At 69.0% G+C, this 20,097-nt stretch carries 18 protein-coding genes and 1 tRNA gene; 13 read left to right on the top strand and 6 right to left on the bottom strand.

The genetic code is table 11. The features are described 5' to 3' along the window. Nucleotides 1-25: 25 nt before the first annotated feature. From ASE22_RS27200 to ASE22_RS22585, 4 genes are read left to right on the top strand one after another with little or no spacing between them, the layout of a single operon-like run. Complete coding sequence (locus ASE22_RS27200; RefSeq protein ID WP_162248241.1) at nucleotides 26-382, top strand: hypothetical protein; 357 nt, start codon at nucleotides 26-28, stop codon at nucleotides 380-382. Between the two features lie 33 nt (nucleotides 383-415). After that, nucleotides 416-1,360 carry a hypothetical protein gene (locus ASE22_RS27195; protein WP_056364982.1) on the top strand — a complete coding sequence of 315 codons (945 nt, stop codon included), beginning with the start codon at nucleotides 416-418 and terminating at the stop codon, nucleotides 1,358-1,360. Then, nucleotides 1,357-2,241: a sulfotransferase domain-containing protein gene (locus ASE22_RS22590; protein ID WP_321163642.1), complete on the top strand. Its 885-nt coding sequence runs from the start codon at nucleotides 1,357-1,359 to the stop codon at nucleotides 2,239-2,241. The genes ASE22_RS27195 and ASE22_RS22590 overlap by 4 nt, the downstream gene beginning before the upstream one ends. 48 nt (nucleotides 2,242-2,289) lie before the next feature. Then, the gene (locus tag ASE22_RS22585) at nucleotides 2,290-2,580 is read left to right on the top strand and encodes a PqqD family peptide modification chaperone (protein WP_056364977.1); all 291 of its coding nucleotides are present in this window, start codon (nucleotides 2,290-2,292) and stop codon (nucleotides 2,578-2,580) included. Between the two features lie 57 nt (nucleotides 2,581-2,637). On the opposite strand, the gene ASE22_RS22580 is transcribed toward ASE22_RS22585, so the two are convergent. The 3 genes from ASE22_RS22580 to ASE22_RS22570 all read right to left on the bottom strand — a co-directional run bounded on the left by ASE22_RS22580 (nucleotide 2,638) and on the right by ASE22_RS22570 (nucleotide 5,316). Next, nucleotides 2,638-3,819 (bottom strand): sugar-transfer associated ATP-grasp domain-containing protein, encoded by a 1,182-nt coding sequence (locus ASE22_RS22580; protein ID WP_156397279.1) that lies wholly within the window; start codon nucleotides 3,817-3,819, stop codon nucleotides 2,638-2,640. A gap of 21 nt (nucleotides 3,820-3,840) precedes the next feature. Next, nucleotides 3,841-5,076, bottom strand: coding sequence for a 2OG-Fe(II) oxygenase family protein (locus ASE22_RS22575; RefSeq protein ID WP_056364971.1), 1,236 nt, complete (start codon nucleotides 5,074-5,076; stop codon nucleotides 3,841-3,843). Between the two features lie 164 nt (nucleotides 5,077-5,240). Continuing rightward, nucleotides 5,241-5,316: transfer RNA gene (locus tag ASE22_RS22570), tRNA-Ala, on the bottom strand. Nucleotides 5,317-5,555: 239 nt separating this feature from the next. Here ASE22_RS22570 and ASE22_RS22565 point away from each other — a divergent pair. From ASE22_RS22565 to ASE22_RS22545, 5 genes are all read left to right on the top strand, one after another. Then, a complete protein-coding gene (locus ASE22_RS22565) occupies nucleotides 5,556-6,437 on the top strand; it encodes a DUF2171 domain-containing protein (RefSeq protein ID WP_056364968.1) in 882 nt (293 codons plus the stop codon). A gap of 137 nt (nucleotides 6,438-6,574) precedes the next feature. Beyond that, nucleotides 6,575-7,711, top strand: a complete 1,137-nt coding sequence (locus tag ASE22_RS22560) for a patatin-like phospholipase family protein (RefSeq protein WP_056364965.1) — start codon at nucleotides 6,575-6,577, stop codon at nucleotides 7,709-7,711. A 20-nt stretch (nucleotides 7,712-7,731) separates the two neighbouring features. After that, complete coding sequence (locus tag ASE22_RS22555; protein WP_056364962.1) at nucleotides 7,732-8,517, top strand: 3-hydroxybutyrate dehydrogenase; 786 nt, start codon at nucleotides 7,732-7,734, stop codon at nucleotides 8,515-8,517. 78 nt (nucleotides 8,518-8,595) lie between these two features. After that, nucleotides 8,596-9,228 carry a DUF4893 domain-containing protein gene (locus ASE22_RS22550; protein WP_056364959.1) on the top strand — a complete coding sequence of 211 codons (633 nt, stop codon included), beginning with the start codon at nucleotides 8,596-8,598 and terminating at the stop codon, nucleotides 9,226-9,228. Between the two features lie 2 nt (nucleotides 9,229-9,230). Further along, nucleotides 9,231-10,517: an amidohydrolase gene (locus ASE22_RS22545; RefSeq protein ID WP_056364956.1), complete on the top strand. Its 1,287-nt coding sequence runs from the start codon at nucleotides 9,231-9,233 to the stop codon at nucleotides 10,515-10,517. A 209-nt stretch (nucleotides 10,518-10,726) separates the two neighbouring features. On the opposite strand, the gene ASE22_RS22540 is transcribed toward ASE22_RS22545, so the two are convergent. Next, a complete protein-coding gene (locus ASE22_RS22540; RefSeq protein ID WP_056364953.1) occupies nucleotides 10,727-11,092 on the bottom strand; it encodes a response regulator in 366 nt (121 codons plus the stop codon). A 356-nt stretch (nucleotides 11,093-11,448) separates the two neighbouring features. Here ASE22_RS22540 and ASE22_RS22535 point away from each other — a divergent pair, with 356 nt between their 5' ends. Further along, entirely contained in the window at nucleotides 11,449-12,840 is a 1,392-nt protein-coding gene (locus ASE22_RS22535; RefSeq protein ID WP_056364950.1) for a helix-turn-helix domain-containing protein, read from the top strand. A gap of 144 nt (nucleotides 12,841-12,984) precedes the next feature. Here ASE22_RS22535 and ASE22_RS22530 read toward each other — a convergent pair whose 3' ends face one another. Together ASE22_RS22530 and ASE22_RS22525 are read right to left on the bottom strand one after the other, a co-directional pair. Then, nucleotides 12,985-13,941, bottom strand: a complete 957-nt coding sequence (locus ASE22_RS22530; RefSeq protein ID WP_056364947.1) for an aldo/keto reductase — start codon at nucleotides 13,939-13,941, stop codon at nucleotides 12,985-12,987. Nucleotides 13,942-13,966: 25 nt separating this feature from the next. After that, entirely contained in the window at nucleotides 13,967-15,052 is a 1,086-nt protein-coding gene (locus tag ASE22_RS22525; RefSeq protein ID WP_056366108.1) for a mannose-1-phosphate guanylyltransferase/mannose-6-phosphate isomerase, read from the bottom strand. Nucleotides 15,053-15,149: 97 nt separating this feature from the next. On the opposite strand from ASE22_RS22525, the gene ASE22_RS22520 reads away from it, so the two are divergent. Genes ASE22_RS22520 through prsR form a run of 3 tightly spaced genes read left to right on the top strand, consistent with a single transcriptional unit; the run spans nucleotide 15,150 to nucleotide 20,057 of the window. Beyond that, the gene (locus ASE22_RS22520; RefSeq protein ID WP_056364941.1) at nucleotides 15,150-16,538 is read left to right on the top strand and encodes a TIGR03013 family XrtA/PEP-CTERM system glycosyltransferase; all 1,389 of its coding nucleotides are present in this window, start codon (nucleotides 15,150-15,152) and stop codon (nucleotides 16,536-16,538) included. A 4-nt stretch (nucleotides 16,539-16,542) separates the two neighbouring features. After that, nucleotides 16,543-18,693: an XrtA/PEP-CTERM system histidine kinase PrsK gene (prsK, locus tag ASE22_RS22515; protein ID WP_235536335.1), complete on the top strand. Its 2,151-nt coding sequence runs from the start codon at nucleotides 16,543-16,545 to the stop codon at nucleotides 18,691-18,693. Further along, complete coding sequence (gene prsR / locus ASE22_RS22510) at nucleotides 18,690-20,057, top strand: PEP-CTERM-box response regulator transcription factor (RefSeq protein ID WP_056364936.1); 1,368 nt, start codon at nucleotides 18,690-18,692, stop codon at nucleotides 20,055-20,057. Before prsK ends, prsR begins: the two co-directional genes overlap by 4 nt. Nucleotides 20,058-20,097 lie beyond the last annotated feature (40 nt).

Below are 20,097 nucleotides of genomic sequence, written 5' to 3'. Positions count from 1 at the left end.
CCCTGTCCCGGCTTCCGTCGGAAGGATGTCCGCCGCGCGCGGCGATGCTGGCAACGGTCTGGCGGCGCGGGACATCCTGCGTACGATAATCGGCGCGGAAACGAAGGAACAGCGCTTTGTCGCCAGGAAGCTGGCGCGGGGTACGGCGTTCCGGCAGCAATGCCTTGATCGGATGGCGCAATTCTGTACACAATGGTCCGATCAACGCCGATTGGAGGAGTGCAAGATGGACCGGAAGAGCGACATCGCGACGCACGACGCATCGGGTTCGCGCAAGACTTGGGAGACCCCGGATTTCGAGCGCTATGACGCCCGCCGCGAAACCCAGAGCAAATATGCGACCGTCACTGAATTCAGCTCGACGACCGGTCCCACTTCCTGATGATCTGACGGACGCCGGAAGGCGTCCGCTCGAATGAGCGCAATGTCCGCATCGCCTGCCCGCGACGATTGGTCCTATCGCATTTCCGGCCTGCACGTGCGGTCGGATTTTCCGCTGGCCGGCAGCATCGCGCTGCATAACCCGATACATCCTCACGATATTCGCATCCGCCTGGGCGAGGTTCCGGCGACGCTGGACGGCGCCGTGGCGATCGGCCCCAACTGGCAGTCGGCGCCCCCGGCATTTCTGCTCGAGGTTCCGGGGGTCGTCCGTTTCCTCGTTACCGCCGGATCCGATATCGTTGTGGCGCCTACCGCCGGGGTTCCGATCGCCGATGCGGCGATCTTCGTCGTCGGCAGCGGGATCGCCATCGCGCTGTATCAACGCGGCGCGATGATCCTCCACGCCTCCGCGGTCGCGCATGGCGATCGCGCCTTCGCCTTCAGCGGTGCTTCGGGGGCAGGCAAGTCGACCCTCGCCGCGCTGCTCTGCCTGGGTGGAGACTGCAAGATGCTGAGCGACGACGTCGCCGCCATCGACCTCGACGGGGCGCACCCGGCCTTGAAGGCGGACGGCCGCCGCTTTCGCCTCTGGGAAGACGTGCTCGACTGGTTGCCCGGGACGATTAGTCGGGGCGTGCCGGTCAGGAGCGCCATCAACAAATATCACGTCGAGTTTCCCGCGCATCAGGGCGGCGAGTCTCCACCGCTTCGCGCCATCTACATGCTGGCGCCCCTGCCGGCGGGAAGCGATCCGACGATCGAACTGCTGCCGTTGGGACACGCCGCCTTCGCGCTGGATCGCCACGGTTATCGGCGCAACCTGTCCGCTCAGATCGGCGATCGCGCGCGCAAGCTCGAACAGATGGCGCGACTGCTGGGCAGCGTTCCCGTCTACCTGTTCAGCCGCTCGCCGGCGCAGGGCGACAATCCGCGCAGCGTGACTCTCCTCAAGGAGCATTGGGCCTCGTTGGCGTGACGAAGCCGGACGGTGTGGAGGGACCGGTATGGATCGCTTCATACATGAAGTCGGGCAACACCTGGATGCGGCTGATGCTGATGCATCTGTTGAAGCCCAAGGACGGTGGCTGGACGCCGGATCGCGCGATCGACGTCGGAACCGGGCCGCTGCCGCGGGTGAATATCGAGAGCGCTTCGCTGCTCGACACATCGTTGCTGACCGCCGACGAACAGGATCTGCTGCGCCCCCGCCTGTGCGACGCCGAGGCTCGCGCCGAAACCGAGCGCTGCTTCTTCAAGAGCCACGACGCCTACCGTTTCAATCGTGACGGCGTGCCGATCCATGGAGAGAGCGCCGGCCAGGCGGCCCTGTATCTGGTTCGGGATCCCCGCGATATCGCGCTGTCGCTCGCCCCGTTCTGGGGCTGGTCGCTCGACAGGACCGTCGCCTTCATCAACGATCCCGATGCCGACCTGCAGGGTATCCCGAAGCATTTCTCCCAGCAGATCTTCCAGAAGACGCTCGACTGGAGTTCGCACATATCGAGCTGGCTCGATCAGACGCGCGTGCCGATACTCGTCATCCGTTACGAAGACCTCCGGGCGTCGCCGGTGCGGTGGCTGACGCGGGCGGTGGAATTTCTCGGGCTTCGCGTTGCGGCGGCCGACATTGCCCGCGCCGTCGAGCTGACGGATTTCGACCGGCTCAGACGCGAGGAGGAAACCCACGGCTTCTCGGAACGCTTCAGGGTCGGAACGACCTTCTTTCGCCGCGCGGAGCCCGGCGAAGGCCGCACGTTGCTCGACCGCCCATTGCGGCAGGCGATCGAGCGGGCGCACGGCGCCATGATGGAACGCCTGGATTATACGTGCGAAGACGGAGTTGCGGTATCGCCATGACCGCCATAGGCAGCTGGCACCCTGTTGTCGCGTAGAGCGGAGAATTTGATGACGGCGTCCCCCCTGTTTGATGAGGCTGCGCCGCTGGCACGAGCGGCCGACGCGCTCGGCGCCCCCCTGGAAGACAAGATGCTGATGCTGAGCGTGGATCAGGGAAGCTATTTCATATTCTCGCAGGTCACCCGGCGCATCTGGGAACTTCTCGAGACGCCGCGCAGCCTGTCCGAGCTGGTGGCCTGCCTGGTCGGGGAATATGACGTCGAACCGGAGGTCTGCCGGGACGAAGTGCGCGGCGTCGCCGGGCGCCTGATCGAAGACGGCCTCGTCGTCGTCGCTTAGCGGCGGAGCCCACCCTTCCTGCCGTGACGCGGCGTCGGCGGGAACACCATGCCGCGATCAGATATGGGCATCGACGATCCGCGAAAAGTCGGTGAGACCGAGCGGCCCGTTCAACCGTTGCAGATGGAGGGCGCTCCAGCCCGCATTCGCTTCGAGGAGCAACGGGCCCCCCTCGGCCAGCGCGACATCCCAGCCCAGGAAGACGAAGCGATCGAAGGCGCGCTGGTGCGCATCGGTGGCCAGCCTCAGGCTCTCTTGCCAGAAGGGCAGCGTCCGGCCGACGATGGCGTTTCCCGTGTCGGGATGGACCTCGATCTCCCTCGCGTCGTTCCGGAAATCGAGCGCGCGGGTCAGGACGCCGCGGGCGAGGTCGATCGCACAGCCGATCCCGGCAATCGACGTGGTCCGGGTCCCGCTCGGAAGGTAGAGCATCGCGGCAAGCGCGACGGCACGGCCCTCGCTGAGTCCGGTGACGACGCGCAGGCTGGCCAGCGCGCCGTTGGTGATGTCCGCCACGGCCGGATGGTTGGCGATCCTGGGCTGCACGATGCAGTCCTCCTTCGCCATCCGGTCGGCGACGTCGGCAACCGCCACGCGCACGCCGTTTCCGTCGCGATAGGATCCCCGCTCCCGCCGCCAGTGCGCCGCGCCCTGGCCGCCGCTGCCCGTCAGCCCCTTCACCCACAGATCGGGCTCTTCGGGCGCGAAGGGTAGGTCGGGCAGGATTTGACGGCCGTCCCGGAAGGCCGCGAGGGTTGGAATGGCGGGAAGCCCATGCGCCTCACAGATGGCCGAGAAGCGCGCCTTGTCCTGGACGTCGCGCACGTCCGCGCCGCGCCGCGCATTGAGCGTCGCGATGGCGGGCAGGTCGGTCCAGAAGAGATAATGGGGCAGCCCGGCCCGGGCTTCGGGCTGGTCCAGCCGATAGGCCCGATATTCGAACGGCGGGACATTGCGGGTAACGGCCAGCCACCAGGCGTCGAGAATGCGGCGGAGCCGGCCATGCCGCGGGCCCGACGCCGCCGACCGCATCGCGGTCCGCAGCGCACCGGCCGGCCAGCCGAACAGCATTGCCGCGAACGCCACGTGCCGTAACAGGCGGCGCCCTTTCGGAAGATGTCCGGGCCCCGTCAGCCGCCGCAGGCGCTCGACCGGGGTCGATGCGCGGCCGGGAAGGAAGGGAAAGCCATATTGGGTAAGGGCCAGCAGGCGTGCCCATGCCTTGCGAAGCCTAGGCACCCGGATATCCTCCGGGGCGCCTCATGCCGGAAGGCTCTGCGGCATGGTGTCCAGCGTCACGCACAGTCGTGGCTCGTCGACATCGGAGGGAACCGTGCTGTGGGCCATGAACGACGGAAAGATCAGCAGCATTCCTTCGCGGGGCTCCAGATGCCAGGCGGGAAAGGCGCCGGCGCAACGATGGGTCTCCGACGGCCAGGGGCCGAAGACGATCGACCCCGGCGGCGGGCCCGCCGCCCGGCGCCGCGCGACGGGCACGCGGGCATAATAGACGGCCGTTATCCAGCTCCGGGCATGGATGTGCCGTGCCTCATGCCCGTCCCCGTTCGTGGCGAGGGCCCAGCCCTGCAGCACCGCGGCGGCCGGCATGTGGGACATCAGCGGATGCGGCACGTCCCGCCGCGCCGCGACATAGGCGTCGACGTGCCGGCGGATCGTCGAGACGATCGCGCGGATCTCGGGCTCTTCGCGACTGGCGATCGCGTCGAGCCGGTGGTTGGTGCCACGCGTTGGCCGGTCGCCGGGCGAGGTCACGAGCGCGGGATGGGTCAGGATCACCTCCGCGAGACGCCGGTTGTCGACCTCGTCAGGGCCGATCATGGCCTGGACACACCATTGCGAAGGCGAAACGAGCCGCTCGAGTTCGGCATGCGCGCCACAGGCTCCGAGCGCGTTGGCGCGACAGGAGAGCAGCATCGCCGATCGCACGCCCCGCATTTCCAGATCGTCCAGCAAGGCGATCAGCGCGGGGGCCCTTCCTTGCTTCAGCATCTGGTCCGCCGCCATGGACAGGGCCGCGTCGTCATGGGGGTTCAGGTCCAACGCCGCCGTCACGGCCCGTAGGGCCGCGTCGTGCTGGCCCGCTGCCGTGAGAACCGATGCCAGTTCGACGCGCGCTCTCTGGCGGGCCGCCGAGCGACCGGCCGGATCGCGAAGGATCGGGCCCGGCGCGCCGTCGTCCATCGCCATTTCCAGGGCCATGCGTGCGCGGCGCGTATCGCCGCAAAGGTTCGCGGCGGCCCCCAGCTCGACCGCGAGCTCGGGCGGCAAGCCGTGCGATGCGGCCTTCGGCGCGAGCCGGTCGACGATCTCGCTCTGCCGGCCGGCGTTGCGGAGCGCGATCACGAGATCGAGCAGGAGCTCGATGTCGTCGGGATTCGATTCGACGGCCGCCCGCATCAACGGCAGGAATGCGCGCGCGGCCTGGACGCGCGGCTTCCCGGGTTGTCGCCAGACCAGCTCCCGCCCCGAATTCACGTCATTGGCTCCATTCGCTACGCCGCCTCTGCCGGGCGACTATGCAGGATATACGGAGCCAGAGGAACATCGCGCGACGCCGGCCGAACGCCGGGCCGGCGACGGCGCGCTTCCCGGTGCGCGACGCGCGGGGATTGGTGGCAAAGAGGCGAGACGGCGTGGGGTGGTGGAGCTGAGGGGAATCGAACCCCTGACCTCTGCAGTGCGATTGCAGCGCTCTCCCATCTGAGCTACAGCCCCGCACGCCGGGCGCTTCCTCTAGCCGCAGCCCGGGCGCGATGCAACAGGCCAAAATCGGCCCGCGCCGGAAACTGCGCCGAAGCGTTTCGGCTGCGACGAACCGTCCGTCCCCGATCACCCCCCATTGGCCTCGCACGACGGGAACGGCCCGCGCCGCATCGGCGTTTTTGCAGTCTTCGAACCGGACGCCGCCCCGGCGGACAGATCCGGCCTTTCTCGATCCACTGCAGGAGGATGCCATGGGTTATGAACGCAGCACCGGCCGCTATTATCGCGACGATGGCGATCGGCGATATGGAGCCCGCGACCGCGACGAGTATCGTGATCGTGACCCCCGCGATTACCGCGATCGCGACTACCGGGCGCGCTCCGGCGGTTATGACCGGCCGCGCGACTATGACGACGATCGCGGCTTCTTCGACCGGGCCGGCGACGAGGTCCGGTCCTGGTTCGGCGACGAGGAAGCCGAACGCCGCCGCCGCTGGGACGAACGGCTCCGCGACCGCGAGGATGACCGCCGCTACCGCGACGCCGACGTCTATGACAGCGGCCGCTACACCGGCTCCTACCCGGGCGACGCGCGCGGGCCGAGCGCCGGCTCGGGCTTCTACAACCCGTCGGGCGCGGACTATGGCGCCGGCCGGGGCGCTGGCGCGACCAGCACCTGGGGCCTCGGCGGCGGATCGTCGCACGACGGCTGGGGACTCGATCCCAATTATCGCGCCTGGCGCCGCCGCCAGCTGGCGGAACTCGATCGCGACTATGAAGATTATCGCCGCGAGAATGAGAGCCGCTTCCACAACGACTTCGGCAGCTGGCGCAGCAATCGCCAGTCGCAGCGCCAGTCGCTGGGACATGTCCAGGAGCATCAGGAGGTCGTCGGCTCCGACGGCACCCATATCGGCAAGGTCGATCATATCCGCGGCGACCGCATCCTGCTGACGAAGAGCGACGAGGATGCCGGCGGGCGCCACCATTCGGTGCCCTGCGCGTGGATCGCCGAGGTCGGCGACAAGGTGAAGCTCAACCGCACCGCCGCCCAGGCCCAGGCCGCCTGGAAGGACGAGGAGAAGGGCGAAGGACCTCATTATCTCAACCGGGCCTTCCCGGGCACCTACTGACCCGGGGCACCCGCTGATCGGTCTCCTCGCTGGAGGGAAGGGCCGGTCCCGGATCGAGGTTCGGGGCCGGCCCTTTTTTGTTCGGGCGGCGGAGTCGCGCCCTTGATGCGGTGCAGCATCGCGCCCACTATGAGGATATGGCCGATGCAAAACCCAGCAAGCGCGCCGCCGCCGGCCTGCCGCTGCCGGATCAGGTCGCGCTCGTGCTGCAGGGCGGCGGGGCGCTCGGCGCCTATCAGGTCGGCATCTTCGAGGCGCTCGACGCCGCCCGGATAGAGATCGACTGGGTCGCCGGCATCTCGATCGGTGCGATCAACGCGGCGATCATCGCCGGCAATCCCTGCGAGCGGCGGCTCGAACGGCTCCATGCCTTCTGGGATCGCGCCACCGAGGCCCTACCCGCGCTCGCCCTGTTCGATGGCGACTATGGCCGCGAGGCGCTGCACCAGGGTGCCGCGGCGCTGGTCGCGGCCTTCGGGGTTCCCGGCTTCTTCCGTCCCCGGCTGCTTCCTCCGCTGCTGGCCCCGGCCGGCACCGCCTCCGCGCTCAGCTTCTACGACAGCGCGCCGCTGGCCGAGACGCTCGACGCGCTGGTCGACTGGGACCTGCTCAACGACGGGCCGATGCGGCTCTCGGTCGGCGCGGTCGAGCTGGAGAGCGGCAATTTCCGCTTCTTCGACAACCGGACCGACCGGATCGACGCGCGCCACATCATGGCGTCGGGCGCGCTGCCGCCGGGCCTGCCGCCGGTCGAGATCGACGGCAAGCTGTGGTGGGACGGCGGCCTCGTCTCGAACACCCCGCTCAGCCACGTCGTCGAGCACCAGGACGGCGACATGCTCGTCTTCCAGGTCGACCTCTTCCCCTCGGCGGCCGATCGCCCGCGGACGATGCTCGACGTCTTCGCGCGGGAGAAGGAGATCCGCTATTCGAGCCGCACCCGCCAGATCTCCGATCAGCTGATCCGCACGCGCCGCGAGCACGAACAGGTGACGCGCCTGCTCGACAAGCTGCCGCCGGGCATGGCCGACGATCCCGACGTCCAGGCGCTGAGGGCGCGGACGCGCGGCGCGAGCCTCAGCCTGGTCCAGCTCATCTACCGCGCCAACGTCTGGGAGGGCGGCGCGCGCGACTATGAATTCTCGCAGCGCTCGATGCGCGACCACATCGCCGCCGGCCGCGCCGCGATCGCCGAGACGATGACCCGGTCCGAACTGATCGCCCGCAACATCTACGACGGCCGCACCGCGGCCTTCGACCTCACCAACCGATAGACGATACGGAGATTTCCCCCATGTTCCTGATGGGCAAGACCGCGCTGATCACCGGCTCCACCTCCGGCATCGGCCTCGCCTACGCCAAGGCGCTGGCCGCCGAGGGCGCCAATGTCGTGATCAACGGCTTCGGCGATCCCGCCGCGATCGAGGCCGAGCGTAGGGCGCTCGCGGCGGCGAGCGGTGCCGGCGCGCTCTACAGCGGCCACGACCTGACCAAAGTCGACCAGATCGAGGCGATGATGGCCGAGGCCGCGTCCGCCTTCGGCGGGGTCGACGTCCTGATCAACAATGCGGGCACGCAGCATGTCGCGCCGGTCGAGGAATTCCCGGTCGACAAGTGGAACCTGATCATCGCGCTCAACCTCAGCAGCGCCTTCCACACCACCCGGCTGGCGGTGCCGTGGATGAAGGAGAAGCGCTGGGGCCGGATCATCCAGACCGCGTCGGCGCATTCGCTCGCCGCTTCGCCGTTCAAGTCGGCCTATGTCACCGCCAAGCACGGCCTCGCCGGCTTCACCAAGACGGTCGCGCTGGAGACGGCGACCTTCGGCATCACCGCCAATTGCATCAGCCCGGGCTATGTCTGGACCCCGCTGGTCGAGAATCAGATTCCCGACACGATGAAGGCGCGCGGCATGACCCGCGAGCAGGTGATGAACGACGTGCTGCTCGCGGGCCAGCCGACCAAGCAGTTCGTGACGGTCGAGCAGGTCGCGGCGATGGCGCTCTATCTGTGCCGCGACGAGGCGTCGTCGATCACCGGCGCCAACATGTCGATCGACGGCGGCTGGACCGCGCAATAAGCGTTCCGGAACGCGTGCTTGCCAAGCGGGGACGGGGCGGGCAGGCTGGCATTTTCAAGGGCGAGAGGAGACGATCGCTTGCGGCATGCCCGAATCGGCCTGGCCGGTGCCCTGCTGCTGACATTGGCCGCCTGCGGGTCGAAATCGATCGATCGCGAGGGCCCGAAGCCACGCCCGAACGACTGGCGACAGATCGTCACCGCCGACGATCGCGACCGGCTGGCACGCTGGCGCACCGCCTGGATCGCCGGGCTCGACAAGGCGACGGCGGCGGGTAGCGGCGCGCAGGTCGCGGCCCAGGGCCCGCTGCTCAAGCCCGACGCCGCGCTCGACGATCCGCTGCCGCCGGAGGGCGACTATAGCTGCCGGGTGATCAAGATGGGCGCGCAGACCAAGGGCCTGATGGATTATATCGCCTATCCCTATTTCACCTGCCGGATATCGACGCTCGAAGGGCGGCTCCACCTCGCCAAGCTCAACGGGTCGCAGCGGCCGGTGGGCGACATCTTTCCCGACGAGGGACGGCGGATGATCTTCCTGGGCGCGATGACCCTCGGCGACGAGACCCGCCCCCTGCCCTATGGCCGGGACGGCGAGCGCGACATGGTCGGCATCGTCGAACGCGTCGCGTCGCAGCGCTGGCGGATCGCCTTTCCCTATCCGCGCTGGGAATCCACCATCGACATCCTCGAACTGTTACCGAAGGGGTAAGAATGAAGAAGCTGACGTCCCTCTTGGCCCTGGCCGTGGCCGGCCTCTCGATGCCGGCCAACGCCGATCCGCTCGAGCAGGCGGTGAAGGCCGACCTGCCCAGCCTGACCGCGATCTACCGCGACCTGCACACCAATCCCGAACTCAGCTTCAAGGAAGGGCGCAGCGCCGGGATCATGGCGGCCGAGGCGAAGAAGGCCGGGTTCGAGGTGACGACCGGCGTCGGCGGGACAGGCGTCGTCGCGGTGCTGAAGAACGGCCCCGGCCCGGTGCTGCTGCTGCGCGCCGACATGGATGCGCTGCCCGTCACCGAACAGACCGGCCTGCCCTATGCCAGCAAAACCCCCGGCGTGATGCACGCCTGCGGCCACGACACCCATATGGCGAGCTGGATCGGCACCGCGCGCCGCATGGCGGCGATGAAGGACAGCTGGTCGGGCACGCTGGTGATGATCGGCCAGCCCGCCGAGGAGATCGGCTCGGGCGCGCGGGCGATGCTGAAGGACGGGCTCTACACCCGCTTCCCCAAGCCCTCGACCGTGATCGCCTTCCACGATTCGGCGGCGCTGCCGGCGGGCACGATCGGCATCGTCGACGGCTATGCGATGGCCAATGTCGATTCGGTCGACGTGCTGGTGAAGGGCGAGGGCGGCCACGGCGCCTATCCGCACCTCGCCAAGGATCCGATCGTCATCGCCGCGCGGATCGTGACGACGCTGCAGACGCTGATCTCGCGTGAGACCGACCCGCTCGAATCGGGCGTCGTCACCGTCGGCAGCTTCCAGGGCGGCACCAAGCACAACATCATCCCCCCCGATGCCAAGCTCCAGATCACCGTGCGCTCCTACACCCCGGAGGTGCGCAAGCATCTGCTCGACGGCATCGCCCGCATCGCGAAGGGGGAGGCGATCGCCGGGGGCATGTCCGACGACAAGCTGCCGGTTGTCACCCTGCAGGACCAGAACACCCCGGCCACCTTCAACACCCATGATATCACCGCGCGGATGAGCGCGCTGTTCACGGCGCGCTTCGGCAAGGACCGCGTCGTCCCCGCCCGCGCGCAGATGGGCGGCGAGGATTTCAGCGAATATTATCTGGCCGACACCTCGATCCAGTCGCTGCTCCTCTGGGTCGGCGGCGTCCGCAAGGACAAGTGGGACGCGGTCAAGGGCGACATCACCCAGCTGCCGTCGATCCACAGCCCCTTCTGGGCACCCGACGCCGAGGCGGTGATCTCGACCGCGGTCGAGGCGATGACCAGCGCGTCGCTGGCGGTGTTGAAGAAGTAGCGGCCTGGGCCGGGGCGTCGCCCCGGCCCAGGCAGGACCTTTACGAAAGCGGGATAGCCAAGGCCGGCGGATGCCGGCCGCCCGGCGCYTGRGGGGCGAGRAGGAACGGAGCCCGTCGGGGCTCCGCAAGCGCGAACGCGCGCCCGAGCTTAWGCGAGGATAGCCAAGGCCGGCGGATGCCGGCCGCCCGGCGCCTGAGGCCGAACAAACTACGCCGCCAGCGTCTGCGCGATCACCGTGGCGAGCTGCTCGATCCGGTAGGGCTTGGAGATCACCGGCGCGTCGGCGAAACCGCTGTCGGCGGGCAGGCCGTCATAGCCGGTCGCGAAGACGAAGCGCTTGCCGTTGTCGCGCAGATGCCGCGCGACGGGCAGGCTGTCCTCGTCCTTCAGGTTGAGGTCGAGCAGGGCGATGTCGAAGTCGGTGTCGGCCGCACGGGCCAGAGCTTCGGAGACCGAGCCCGCGACGGCGGCGGTCTTGCAGCCGCATTCGTCGAGCATGTCCTCGGCCGTCATGGCGATGATCGTGTCGTCTTCGACGATCAGGACCCTGGTCCCCACAGGGGGTTGGCTCACAGTCAAATATCCTCGTCAGCACCCCGAAGCGGTCTTGATGGCGGATATTCCGGATGGAAGCAATTGCCGTTCGTCGGCGAATCGATTTTGCCCGGCATGTGCGCGCGGAGCCGGAAGGATGACGCCCGCCGGACGCAAGGTCCGGCGGGCGTTTCTCTTCCTCCCCAGGAAAAGAACGGGACGTCGCGCTTACAAGCTGGAGGCCCTGTCGGACGCGGCGATATGCCGATGTGGTGCCCGATCGGCCGGCCGCCGCCTATCGCCGTCGTGGCGATTTTGATGTCCGGATGTCGCCCCGCCTGCTAATCGCTGTGTAATCTTGTAAGGTTCTTACTCTCTTCGACGGGACGGTTGGCATGGCCAAGCAGGGCATATTGGCGGGGCCGCGGATCAAGCGGTTGCGGCGCGACCATGGGCATACCCAGCAGGCGATGGCTGAGATGCTCGGCATCTCGGACAGCTATCTCGCGCTGATCGAGGGCAATCGCCGTCCGCTGACCGCCGGGCTGATCCTGAAGCTGGCCGAGCTGTTCGACTTCGACATCCGCAGCCTCAGCCAGGAGGAGCCGGGCGGCGGAGCGGCGGCGATGCGGCGCCGGCTGTCCGATCCGCTGTTCGCCGACCTGTCGATCGACCGCGCCGAGCTCGAGGCCTGGATCGACAATGCGCCGGTCGGGATCGAGGCCTTCGCCCGGCTGTTCGACCATTGGCGCGAGGGCGGCGGCAGCGGCGCGGCCGGACAGGGGCCCAACCCGGTGATGGCGGCGCGGCGCGAGATCGAGCGGTGGCGCAACCATTTCGCCGATCTCGATGCCCAGGCCGAGCAGCTGGCCGACGAACTGCGCATCGGCGCGGGCGACCTCTACGGTGCGATCGCCGAGCGGCTGCGGGTCAAGCACCAGCTCACCATCCGCATCCTGCCGTTCGACGTCATGCCCGATCGGCTTCGCCGGCTCGACCTCCACGCGCGGCAGCTCCAGCTCTCCGAACTGCTTGATCCCGCCGCGCGCACCTTCCAGGCCGCGTTCCAGCTCGCCCAGATCGAGGCGCGGACCGGAATCGATTCGCTCGTCGCCGGCGCCGCCTTCGGCGACCGCCCGGCCGAACGGCTCTACCGCCGCCACGTCACCTCCTATTTCGCCGCCGCGCTGATGATGCCCTATGGCCGCTTCCTGCGGGCCTGCGAGACGACCGGCTATGACATCCAGCTGCTCCAGCGCCGCTTCGGCGCGGGGTTCGAGCAGGTCGCCCATCGGCTGACCACGCTGCAGCGGGTCGGCGCGCGCGGGCTGCCCTTCTTCATGCTGCGGATCGACCGGGCGGGGCAGCTCTCCAAGGGCTATGCCGGCGCCAGCGGCTCGGCGCTGATCGACGCGGTGCACCGCTGCCCGCTATGGGCGATCCACCATGGCTTCGAGCAGCCGGGCCGGCTGGTCCGCCAGCTCGCCGAGCTCGAGGACGGATCGCGCTGGTTCACGATCGCGCGCAGCGTCCGCCACCATGGCGGCGCGGCAGGGGTGCCGGCGGCCGAGCATGTCGTGGCGCTGGGCCTCGCCGCCGAGCATGCCGCCACGCTGGCGCTGGCGCGGGGCATCGACCTCGGCGGCCCGGCCGAACCCATCGGCCTGGGCTGCACCCATTGCCAGCGCGTCGAATGCGTCCAGCGCGCCGCGCCGCCGCTCGGCCGCGCGCTCACCATCAACGAACGCGAACGCGGCCTCGCGCCCTTTTCCTTCGTGGGGGATTGAAGGCGCGCGCGCGCGGACGCTCCGTCTCCCGTCACCCCGGTCTTTCTCGTCATTCCAGCGAAGGCTGGAATCTCCGTTCCTTTGTCTTTCGCACCGGACCGAAGGCAGAAAGATCCCGGTTTTCGCCAGGATGAGGAGGGGGGATCAGGCCGGCGTCGCCGCCGCCGCGTCGAGCGCCGCCTTCTGCGCCGGGCCGAGCGTCAGGGTCAGCGCCGGCAGCAGGCTCTCGACCTGCGCCACGCTCGTTGCGCTGGCGATCGGTGCGGCGATGCCGGGGGTCGCGATGATCCAGGCGATCGCGACCTGCGCGACCGTGGCGCCGGTCTCGGCCGCGACCTGGTCGAGCGCCGCCAGCACGGCCTCGCCGCGCGGGTTGAAATAGCCGCCGAGCCATGGCTCGCGCGTGCTACCGACGATATCCTCGACCTTGCGGTATTTGCCGGTCAGGAAGCCGCCCGCCAGCCCGTAATAGGACATGACCCCGATCTGCCGGTCGATGCAGAACTGCCGGTAGCCGGCGGGGAATTTGTCCTCGGCCATCAGGCTGAAATTGGGCTCGATCACGCCGTAGCCGACGAAGCCGCCGCGTTCGGCCGCGTCGAGCGCCGAGGCGAGCCGGGCCTGCGGGAAGTTCGACGCGCCGATCGCGCGGACCTTGCCCGCCCTGACCAGCCGGTCGAACGCCTCGGCGACGGCCTCCTGCGGGACGGTCTCGTCGTCGACATGGGCGAACTGGATGTCGATATAGTCGGTCCGCAGCCGGCGCAGCGACGCCTCGACGCCGGCGGCGATCGTCTTCGGGGCGAGGCCCTTCGCGCCGTCGATCGGCAGCAGCCCGACCTTGGTGGCGACCTGGATGCGGTCGCGATTGCCGCGCGCCTGCATCCACTTGCCGATCACCGTTTCCGATTCGCCGCCGGCGAGCCCGGCGAAGGCCGAATAGACGTCGGCGGTGTCGATCGTGGTGATGCCCGCCGCGGCGAAGGCGTCGAGGATCGCGAAGCTCGTCGGCTCGTCGGCGGTCCATCCGAACACGTTGCCGCCGACGACCAGCGGGGCCACCGACAGGCCGGTGGTGCCCAGCGGGCGCTTCTCGATCATGGCATTCCTCTCTCTCGGATTCGGATCAGAAGGGGGAATCGAGCGTCTCGTGCCCCTTCGCCCTGAGCGCATCGACGATCCGCTTGACCTCCTGGCTGCTCCCGCGCGGCAGGATCATCACTGCGTCGCGGGTCGCGACCACGATCAGGTCGCGGATGCCGGCGGTGGTGACGACCGGCCCCTCGCTGCGGATCATGCAGCCGCTGGTGTCGATCGACAGGACGTCGCCCTGGATGACGTTGCCCTGGTCGTCGGGAATGCCGAGCAGATGCAGCGCGTCCCAGCTTCCGACATCGGACCAGCCCATCTCGACGGGGGCGACGGCGACGCGGTCGGCCCGCTCCATCACCGCATAGTCGATCGATTCGGATTTCGCCGAGAGGAAGGCCTCGGCGGTCGGGATGATCATGCTGCCGTCGCGCGCCGCACCGTCGAGCGAGCTGCGCACCGCCGCCAGCATCTCCGGCTCGAACCGCTCGAGCGCGGCCAGATAGGCGTCGGCGCGGAACAGGAAGATGCCGCCGTTCCAGCTGTAATCGCCCTCGGCCAGATAGGCCTGGGCGCGCGCGATGTCGGGCTTCTCGACGAAGGCGTCGACCTTGTGCAGGCCGGGCGCCACCGTCTCGCCGCGGCGGATATAGCCATAGCCGGTCTCGGGCTTGTCGGGGGTGATGCCGAAGGTCACCAGCCAGCCGTCGCGGACCAGCGGCATCGCCGCGTCGATCGCGGCGTGGAGGGCGGGGACATCCTCGATCACATGGTCGCTCGGCATCACCAGCAGCGGCGCGTCGGGCGCCGATTCGAGCGCGGCGAGCGCGATCGCGGGCGCGGTGTTGCGTCCGGCCGGCTCGAGGATGATCGCGGCGGGCCGCTCATGCTGGAGCTGGGTCGCGATCTCGGCGGCGTGGAGCGCGTTGGTGACGATGATCGCCGCGCCGAAGCACGTCCGGTCGCTGCAGCGCTCGGCCGTCATCTGCAACATGGTCCGTTCGCCGGTCAGCGCGAGGAGCTGCTTGGGCTTCCCCGACCGCGACAGCGGCCACAATCGCGTTCCGGAACCGCCCGACAGGATGACGGGGGTTATCAAGGTGGTGGAAATGGCGGGCTCCATGGTCCAGAAGAGGCGGGCCGTTATCGGATAGGTCATGGTCGAGCGGCAAGGGGGTTTCATGGCCCGGGGGAATGAAACCGGTGGCGCGGCGTAAGCGATGCTGAGAATCTTCAAACATTACATCGCCTATCCGGTGCTGGTGTTGTGCGTGGCGGACTTTGCCGTGCTGCTGCTGGTGGCGGAAGCGGGCTGGGTGCTGCGCTTGCGCCAGATCGGTGCCGATCCGGGATCGGTGTGGCACCGGCTGCCCCAGCTGCTGACCTTCGCGCTGGCGATCCAGGCGCCGATGATCGGGGTCGGGGTCTATGCCGCCGAATCGCTGCAGGCCTTCCGCTTCGCGGCGGCGCGGCTGCTGGTGGCGATCTCGCTCGGCGTGATCATGATCTCGGTGCTGCACTTCATCTCGCCCGAGCTCACCCTCTGGCGGTCCAATTCGCTCTATTCGATGGTGCTGGCCGTCGTGCTGCTGCTGATGGTGCGCGTCCTGCTGGGCGGCCTCGTCAGCGGCGACATGTTCAAGCGCCGCGTGCTCCTGCTCGGGGCGGGGCGGCGCGCCAAGCGGGTCGCCGACCTCGAGCGCCGCGCCGGTTCCAGCTTCGTGATCGTCGGCTGCGTCGACATGAAGGACGCCCCGCCGCAGATCGAGACGGCGATCGCCCGCACCGACGTCGAGAGCCTCGCCGGCCTCGTCGACGAGGCCAAGGCGAACGAGGTCGTGCTCGCGCTCGACGAGCGCCGCAACACCGTGCCGGTCGACGCGCTGCTGCGGCTCAAGACGACCGGGGTTCACGTCACCGACATCTCGGACTTCCTCGAGCGCGAGACCGGCCGGATCGACCTCGACACCGTGCGCCCGTCCTCGCTGATCTTCTCGGACGGCTTCTCCTCGGGGCGCGAGCTGTCGATGGTGCTCAAGCGCGGCTTCGACCTGCTGCTCAGCGCCGCGCTGCTGATCCTCGCCGCGCCGATCGTCCTCGTCACCGCGATGCTCGTGAAGCTCGACAGCCCGGGTCCGGCCTTCTACCGGCAGGTCCGCGTCGGCCGCTTCGGCGAGACCTTCGAGATCCTCAAGCTGCGCTCGATGCGGCAGGATGCCGAGGCCGGCGGCACCGCGATCTGGGCGCAGCGGGGCGATCCCCGCGTCACCCGCATCGGGCGGATCATCCGCCTGATCCGGGTCGACGAGCTGCCCCAGCTCTGGACGGTGCTCAAGGGGGAGATGAGCTTCGTCGGGCCGCGCCCCGAGCGCCCCGAATTCGTCGCCGAGCTCGAAAAGCAGATCCCCTTCTATGCCGAGCGGCACATGGTGAAGCCGGGCATCACCGGCTGGGCGCAGATCAACTATCCCTATGGCGCCAGCCTCGACGACGCGCGCCACAAGCTCGAATATGACCTCTACTACACGAAGAACTACAGCCCCTTCCTCGACCTGCTGATCATCCTCCAGACGCTGCGCGTCCTGCTCTGGGCGGAAGGGGCGAGGTAAGGCGATGGCCCGGGGGCTGGAAGCCGCGATGCTGGCGCAGCAGGCGGAGCCTCTCCGCGTCTACGCCGTCACCCTTCCCGAACCGCTGATCCTGGCCGCGACCATATGGGGTCACGCGCTCGCCGCCTTCATGTTCGCGGCGCTGGTCGGCTGGCAGGCGACCGTCCGCACCGGCGGCGCGCGCCGCGTCGCCCTGACCCTCGCCTGCGCGCTCACCGCCACATGGTGCGCGCTGGTCGCGCGCTATGGCGCGGGCGGCATGTCGTCGAGCGTGGCCAAGAGCCTCGCCGACATCGCCTGGCTCGGTTTCCTCTTCGCGCTGCAGCCGCCCGTCGCGGCGGGGCGCCGGCGGCCGGTGATCCTGGCGATCTACGCGCTGCTCGTCGTGCTGATCGTCGCCGCGATCGTGATCAAGCTGCTGCCGCTCGCCTTCTTCGGCAGCCCGCGCATCCAGGCCGGCCTGTTCCTGACCGGCCAGTCGCTGCGCATCGCCAGCGCGGTCGGCGGCCTGTGCCTGCTCCACAATCTCTACACCGCCGCCTCCCCCGAAGCGCGTTTCGGCCTGGGGTCGCCGATGCTGGCGCTGGCGGTGATGTGGACCTTCGATCTCAATTTCGCGACCGTCGCCTATCTGATCAACGGCTGGCCGACCGGCCTGTTCGGCCTGCGCGGTATCGTCATGGTGCTGATCGCGCCGCTGCTGGTGACGGTCAGCCGCCTCGCCACGCTCGATCGGATGCGCGTGTCGCGCGCCGCCGGCTTCCAGACGATCACGCTGGTGCTGAGCGGCGCCTATCTGGCGGTGATGGTGCTGGCGGTGCGCTTGCTGTCGGTGGTCGGCAGCATCGATCTGCTGCCGCAGCTGACGGTGGCCGCCTTCTTCGCCCTCTTCGCGCTCTCGCTCTTCCCGTCGACCCGCTATCGCCAGCGTCTCAAGAAGACGCTCGGCCGGCAGCTCTTCCAGCACCGCTACGACTATCGCCTCGAATGGCGCCGCTTCACCGAGACGGTGGGCCAGCCGGGCGATGCCGCGCCGCCGCTCGCCGAACGGACGGTGAAGGCGATCGCCGACATCTTCGACTGCCCCGGCGGGCTGCTGATGCTGCGCGGTCCCGACGGCGGGCTCGAAGCGTCGGCGCGCTGGAACTGGCGCGACCTCGACCCGCCGGTCGCGGCGGCCGGGGCGGGCCTGGCACAGCATCTCCAGGGCGGCGGCGTCGTCGAACTCGAGCGGCTCCGCCGCGGCGAGGAGCCCGCGGGCCTGGCCCTGATCCCCGAATGGATGGTGGCGGAGGAACAGGCCTGGGTGCTGGTGCCGCTGATCCACTTCGACCGGCTGGTCGGCGCGGTGCTGCTCGAACGCCCGCGCGAGCCCCGGCTGCTCGACGACGAGGACCATGACCTGCTCAGGGTGGCGGGGCGGCAGGTCGCCAGCTACCTGGCCGAGGCGCGGGGACAGGAGGCGCTGTCGGACGCTCGCCGCTTCGACGAATTCAACCGGCGCTTCGCCTTCATCATGCACGACATCAAGAATCTCGTCAGCCAGCTCAGCCTGCTGGCCCGCAACGCCGAGCGCCATGCCGACAAGCCCGAGTTCCGCGCGGACATGGTCGATACCCTCCGCAATTCGGTCGGCAAGATGAACGACCTGCTCGCCCGGCTGTCGCAGCACCATCGCTCGAAGCCCGACGCGCCGGCTCCCCATTCGCTGCGTGCCCTGGTCGAGGAAGTGGTGCGCGATCGGTCCGCCGGCCACGCGGTCCGGATCACCGGCCGCGACGACGTGATGGCGACGGTCGATCCCGACCGCTTCGAACAGGCGCTCGGCCATCTCGTCCAGAACGCGATCGACGCCGGCGGCGGCGATCCGGTCGAGGTCGGCGTCGGCCTGCGCGGGCTGGAGGCGGTGGTCGAGGTCGCCGACCGCGGCTGCGGCATGTCCTCCGAGTTCATCCGCACCCGGCTCTTCCACCCCTTCTCCTCGACCAAGGACGGCGGCTTCGGCATCGGCGCCTATGAGGCCCGCGCCATCGTCACCGGCATGGGCGGCCGGCTCGAGGTCCAGAGCCGCGAGGGCGAGGGCAGCCGCTTCGCCATCGTCCTGCCGCTGACCGCGCTGCTCGGCGGCGACCTCCCGATCGGAACCGCCGCATGAGCACCGCCAAGCCCCGCCCGCTGCCCCGCCTGCTGATCGTCGAGGACGACGAGGGGCTCCAGAAGCAGCTGCGCTGGGCCTATGAGGATTATGAGGTGGTCTCAGCCACCAACCGCCAGGCGGCGATCGACGCGCTGCGCCATTATGAACCCGCCGTCGTCACCCTCGATCTCGGCCTGCCGCCCGATCCCGACGGCACCAGCGAGGGGTTCGCGACGCTCGACGCGATCCTGTCGCTCAAGCCCGACACCAAGGTGATCGTCGCCTCGGGCCACGGCGCGCGCGAAGGGGCTCTCCGTGCCGTCGCCGCCGGCGCCTACGACTATTACCACAAGCCCGTCGACATCGACGAGCTGGGCCTGATCGTCGCCCGCGCCTTCCAGCTCCACGATCTGGAGCAGGAGAATGCCCGGCTCCAGGCGCAGGGGGGCGGCGACGGCGAGGGCGGCCTGCTGACCAACGATCCGGCGATGCTCAAGGTGGTCCGCACGATCGAGCGGGTCGCCGGGGCCGACGTCTCGGTGATGCTGCTCGGCGCCAGCGGCACCGGCAAGGAGGTGCTCGCGCGCATGCTCCACAAGGCGAGCAAGCGCGGCGACGGCGCGTTCGTCGCGATCAACTGCGCTGCCATCCCGGAGAATCTGCTCGAGGCCGAGCTGTTCGGTTATGAAAAGGGCGCCTTCACCGGCGCGATCAAGACCACCGAGGGCAAGATCGAGCTGGCGCAGGGCGGCACGCTGTTCCTCGACGAGGTGGGGGACATCCCGCTCGCGCTGCAGGTCAAGCTGCTGCGCTTCCTGCAGGAACGGGTGATCGAGCGGATCGGCAGCCGCAAGGCGATCGCCGTCGACACGCGGATCGTCTGCGCGACCCACCAGGACCTTGACGCGATGATCGCCGAGACGCGCTTCCGCGAGGATCTCTATTATCGCCTCGCCGAGATCGTCGTCCGCATTCCCACCCTCGCGCAACGCCCCGGCGATGCGCTGCTGATCGCCAGGTCGCTGCTCAAGAAGCTGGCGCGCGAGATGGACTCGCCGGTCAAGGGCTTCGCCCCCGACGCGCTCGCGGCGATCGACGGCTGGAGCTGGCCCGGCAATGTCCGCGAGCTGGAGAACAAGCTCAAGCGCGCGGTGATCATGGCCGACGGCAAGCTCGTCACCGCCGACGATCTCGATCTCACCCCCGACCGCGAGGATGGCGGCTACCTCAACCTCAAGGCCGTCCGCGAAACCGCAGACCGCGCCGCCATCACCCGCGCGATCGCGCGCAGCGACGGCAACATCTCCAGCGCCGCCAAGATGCTCGGGATCAGCCGGCCGACGCTCTACGATCTGCTCAAGCAATATTCGATCGAGGTCTGACCCTCCTGCCGACGACGCACGTCGTCACCCCAGCGAAGGC

It is taken from the genome of Sphingomonas sp. Root720 (assembly GCF_001428605.1).
In the GTDB taxonomy this organism is placed as follows: Bacteria; Pseudomonadota; Alphaproteobacteria; order Sphingomonadales; family Sphingomonadaceae; genus Rhizorhabdus.
The sequence above is the reverse complement of the archived record's forward strand: the minus strand, read 5'-3'. Positions and strand labels throughout refer to the sequence as shown.

Excerpts from the sequence above, each read along its gene's own strand:
- ASE22_RS22535 (WP_056364950.1), top strand. The coding sequence starts at position 11,449 with ATGGCCAAGCAGGGCATATTGGCGGGGCCGCGGATCAAGCGGTTGCGG.
- ASE22_RS22555 (WP_056364962.1), top strand. The coding sequence starts at position 7,732 with ATGTTCCTGATGGGCAAGACCGCGCTGATCACCGGCTCCACCTCCGGC.
- ASE22_RS27200 (WP_162248241.1), top strand. The coding sequence starts at position 26 with ATGTCCGCCGCGCGCGGCGATGCTGGCAACGGTCTGGCGGCGCGGGAC.
- ASE22_RS22545 (WP_056364956.1), top strand. The coding sequence starts at position 9,231 with ATGAAGAAGCTGACGTCCCTCTTGGCCCTGGCCGTGGCCGGCCTCTCG.
- ASE22_RS22560 (WP_056364965.1), top strand. The coding sequence starts at position 6,575 with ATGGCCGATGCAAAACCCAGCAAGCGCGCCGCCGCCGGCCTGCCGCTG.
- ASE22_RS22525 (WP_056366108.1), bottom strand. The coding sequence starts at position 15,052 with ATGGAGCCCGCCATTTCCACCACCTTGATAACCCCCGTCATCCTGTCG.
- prsR (WP_056364936.1), top strand. The coding sequence starts at position 18,690 with ATGAGCACCGCCAAGCCCCGCCCGCTGCCCCGCCTGCTGATCGTCGAG.
- ASE22_RS22565 (WP_056364968.1), top strand. The coding sequence starts at position 5,556 with ATGGGTTATGAACGCAGCACCGGCCGCTATTATCGCGACGATGGCGAT.
- ASE22_RS22585 (WP_056364977.1), top strand. The coding sequence starts at position 2,290 with ATGACGGCGTCCCCCCTGTTTGATGAGGCTGCGCCGCTGGCACGAGCG.
- ASE22_RS22530 (WP_056364947.1), bottom strand. The coding sequence starts at position 13,941 with ATGATCGAGAAGCGCCCGCTGGGCACCACCGGCCTGTCGGTGGCCCCG.
- prsK (WP_235536335.1), top strand. The coding sequence starts at position 16,543 with ATGGCCCGGGGGCTGGAAGCCGCGATGCTGGCGCAGCAGGCGGAGCCT.
- ASE22_RS27195 (WP_056364982.1), top strand. The coding sequence starts at position 416 with ATGAGCGCAATGTCCGCATCGCCTGCCCGCGACGATTGGTCCTATCGC.
- ASE22_RS22520 (WP_056364941.1), top strand. The coding sequence starts at position 15,150 with ATGCTGAGAATCTTCAAACATTACATCGCCTATCCGGTGCTGGTGTTG.